Genomic DNA, 2,800 nt, shown 5'->3' with positions numbered 1-2,800 from the left:
CATTATTATTACCCATGCCAAACCAGGTAATCTGTCTGCCACCAATAGATTGTCCTTCGAAATATTGCCATTCCTCCAAGAGCGTAAATATATCTGTTAGTCCCTGTAGTGGATGAAAAGTTTTGGCTATGGCATTACTGCTTGGCACGGTGGACTGTGTCGCTAATTTCCGGATAAAATGATCGCCATTAGAACCGTGAACTCGCACATATCCCAAATGAAACCAGGGTAACTGACTACCACTCAGTACCCTAGCTACATGTGAGATTTTTTCGTTGCTATAGGTTCTGGGGATAGTTTCTAGATTAAAGTGTTGGTTGCAACAAGCGCCCATTTCATTTAATGCAACGCTATATGAGCCAATGGTTCGAATAGATGGATAATTAAATAAAGAGTAGGGTCTAACCCCTTTTAGAGAATTTGCAGAAAAAGGCGGATGTTTGTTATCTCGAGTGTAAGCCTCCTTTCGTATTCTTTTTATCTCCCACATTTTATGTAGTAAACCCCAAATCTCATCAATTGGTAAATCGCCTAAAGAAATTAAGTCTGTTTTCGCAAGTATCTGTATCTGCATTACCTGTCGTAAAATCGTGTTACTGAGTCGTCGGACAAAAGTTTTTACATGGCTTTGTTGCATGAATGATTAAGAGTCAAAATGCTCCCCCTCTCAGGAGAACTCTGAAGAATCATGGGCATAGCTATCAGGCATACCTAAATGGGTCATAGGATTGAGGGCAGCACAGGCCAGTAAAAGTACTAAGCGCCTGGTTATCGAAAGTACGACGAGAACAACTAGTGCCAAAGATCACCAAGAAACGAAACATCGCTGTTTCCGATCATGAGCGACGGTGGTATCCACTCTCGTGTTTCCATTGGCTTCGACCCACTTGTTCAATCCGCACCAGGTTCTGATTGCGTGGATGGTTGTCCCCCTCTTGTGGCCAATATTGAGCATCATGACGTGGGGGGATATTGACCTGAGCACCTCGAGAACTGATGGCATCATAGCACTTGCGCTTATCATAGGCTCCATCTGCGGATACTGCTTCAATATTTTCTTCTATGGCGTCCAACACCTCCGATAAAGCGGAATCGTCACTGAGGTTATTGGTACTTACTATAGCATAGAAAGAGTTGGTTAGGACAATACTCTGAAGGCATGATCCAAAGCATCTTGTAAACAATCAAATTGATGAAGACTAGAGCCGCAAATAGTGTTTGAGTCGCGCCCAAAATTTCTCGATTTTGTTGAGGTCGGGGGAATAAGCACCGAAGAAATAGGAGTTTACATCCTGCCTGCTCGATTAATTTCTTGATGTAAGCAGAGTTATGAAAACTCGCGTTGTCCATCAGCACAATCTGGCCCGGTAACAGTTCTGGCCTGACTGAAAAACTCAACCCATCCCTCAATCAGTTTAGTGTTGCAGTATCCCACAAAAGTAATTGGGGCAAGGATCTGACGACAACAGGAAGCTGCTACCATGCTAATTCGCTCCGTTTTATGTCCTAATTTGAGATCGTAATATCGCGCATGATTTCTCGCACCAACCATAGGGGTAGTCTTCTGTATCATCAATTCCGGCTTCATCAACATAAACTAGCCTTTGTTGAGCGTACTGACCAAGATATTGGAGAAATTTGCCTCGTTCGAGTTCATTCCTTTCCTGGTATCCATAAGTTTTTTTTTTCGGGTAAAACCAATGCGCTTCAAAGCTTTGCCGATGGTGATCCGACTAATTTCCTCTGGCCACTGTTGTGCCATCTCTTTTTGAGTTATTCCGCCGTTTTTTTGAGCAAATTGGCGAAACTCGTCTAAATCTCGGATTTTTGGCTTTGGTCCCCTTCGATAGTTCCGCTTGGCTTTAACAGTTCCTCTTTCTTCTCTAGCTTTTAGCCAAAGGTCTAAAGTATTTCGGCTAATTTTGAGCATCCGGCAGATCTGGGTTTTTTTCTCGCCACGATCTACTGCTGCTACCGCTTTTTCTCGAAAGTCATCGCTATAAGGTGATGGCATTTTTCCGACTTGCTACACCCTCTATTATGTCCTAATTATCCCTTTCTTGGCTATAGGGCACCAAGTATCTCCCCTGTGCTCTCATCCACCCCTAGATGAAGCTTTCGCCAACTGCGACGGAAAGCTCACACCATGTTGACGCACTTTCGATTCTCCATCCCCATACACTTTTATACCTGTGGAATCCACCACCACATGCCGTGGCAAATTCCTTTCTCAGACGGGCATTGCTACACTTAATTTTCCCAGTCGCCTCGATACCGTTGAATGGTCTGGTACATCTAAGTCCACCCCCATTAACCGGGCATAACGACTCCATCAATCCTTGGGTTTGCCTTCCTGGTAAATTCAGCAGTGAACTGATCGTACTCATGGAGCGCGATCGCTATGTCACTGTATTGGGGTGATCTGCCTCGTTTCCCTGTCTTGTGCGGATTCCACCATCCCTCAAGTACCTCCTCATCAATCGGTGAAGGTCAAACTTCCTCGGTTTTAATGGGCTGTGTTGTACTCACTCCAATTCCTAATTTTCTATTGGGTCAAGGTCAAAGCTTCTGTCATGGCTGGGTCGAGCCAAATTTTTCTCTCTCACATATTATTGCAGCTAACTCATACTCTTTATGCAACAAAGCCTTTTTACATTGTAAATTTATGTAAATATCGCGTAAAATCCCTTGAATCAAAGGCTGCAAGCCTGGTTGACTGACAAAAAGTGAAGTAAAAAGTGGTAAACTGCTGATCTCGAAAGGAGTTGCCAGACTTGACAAAGCGTGATTGGGAGCCAGA

At 43.9% G+C, this 2,800-nt stretch carries 6 protein-coding genes; 1 reads left to right on the top strand and 5 read right to left on the bottom strand.

Annotated features, from left to right (window positions below; translation table 11 throughout):
* From F6K49_RS39525 to F6K49_RS39510, 4 genes are all read right to left on the bottom strand, one after another.
* Positions 1–637, bottom strand: a 637-nt coding sequence (locus F6K49_RS39525; RefSeq protein WP_293106081.1) for a hypothetical protein, incomplete at its 3' end; no start/stop codon positions are given.
* A 199-nt stretch (positions 638–836) separates the two neighbouring features.
* Positions 837–1,184 (bottom strand): transposase, encoded by a 348-nt coding sequence (locus F6K49_RS39520; protein WP_293106076.1) that lies wholly within the window; start codon positions 1,182–1,184, stop codon positions 837–839.
* Positions 1,185–1,327: 143 nt separating this feature from the next.
* On the bottom strand, positions 1,328–1,552 hold the full coding sequence (locus tag F6K49_RS39515; protein WP_293106072.1) for a hypothetical protein: 225 nt from the start codon (positions 1,550–1,552) through the stop codon (positions 1,328–1,330).
* A 45-nt stretch (positions 1,553–1,597) separates the two neighbouring features.
* Positions 1,598–2,014 carry an IS630 transposase-related protein gene (locus F6K49_RS39510; RefSeq protein WP_293106069.1) on the bottom strand — a complete coding sequence of 139 codons (417 nt, stop codon included), beginning with the start codon at positions 2,012–2,014 and terminating at the stop codon, positions 1,598–1,600.
* Between the two features lie 200 nt (positions 2,015–2,214).
* Here F6K49_RS39510 and F6K49_RS39505 point away from each other — a divergent pair, with 200 nt between their 5' ends.
* Complete coding sequence (locus F6K49_RS39505; RefSeq protein WP_293106066.1) at positions 2,215–2,421, top strand: hypothetical protein; 207 nt, start codon at positions 2,215–2,217, stop codon at positions 2,419–2,421.
* Between the two features lie 150 nt (positions 2,422–2,571).
* On the opposite strand, the gene F6K49_RS39500 is transcribed toward F6K49_RS39505, so the two are convergent.
* On the bottom strand, positions 2,572–2,800 hold a 229-nt coding region (locus F6K49_RS39500; RefSeq protein ID WP_293106063.1), incomplete at its 5' end, for a hypothetical protein.

It is taken from the genome of Moorena sp. SIO3I6, assembly GCF_010672095.1.
Note: the sequence above shows the minus strand (reverse complement) of the source record. Positions and strands in the feature narration are given on the sequence as shown.

What these genes read in the sequence shown, in the direction of transcription:
- F6K49_RS39510 (WP_293106069.1), bottom strand. Translation starts at nt 2,014, where the DNA reads ATGCCATCACCTTATAGCGATGACTTTCGAGAAAAAGCGGTAGCAGCA.
- F6K49_RS39515 (WP_293106072.1), bottom strand. Translation starts at nt 1,552, where the DNA reads ATGGTTGGTGCGAGAAATCATGCGCGATATTACGATCTCAAATTAGGA.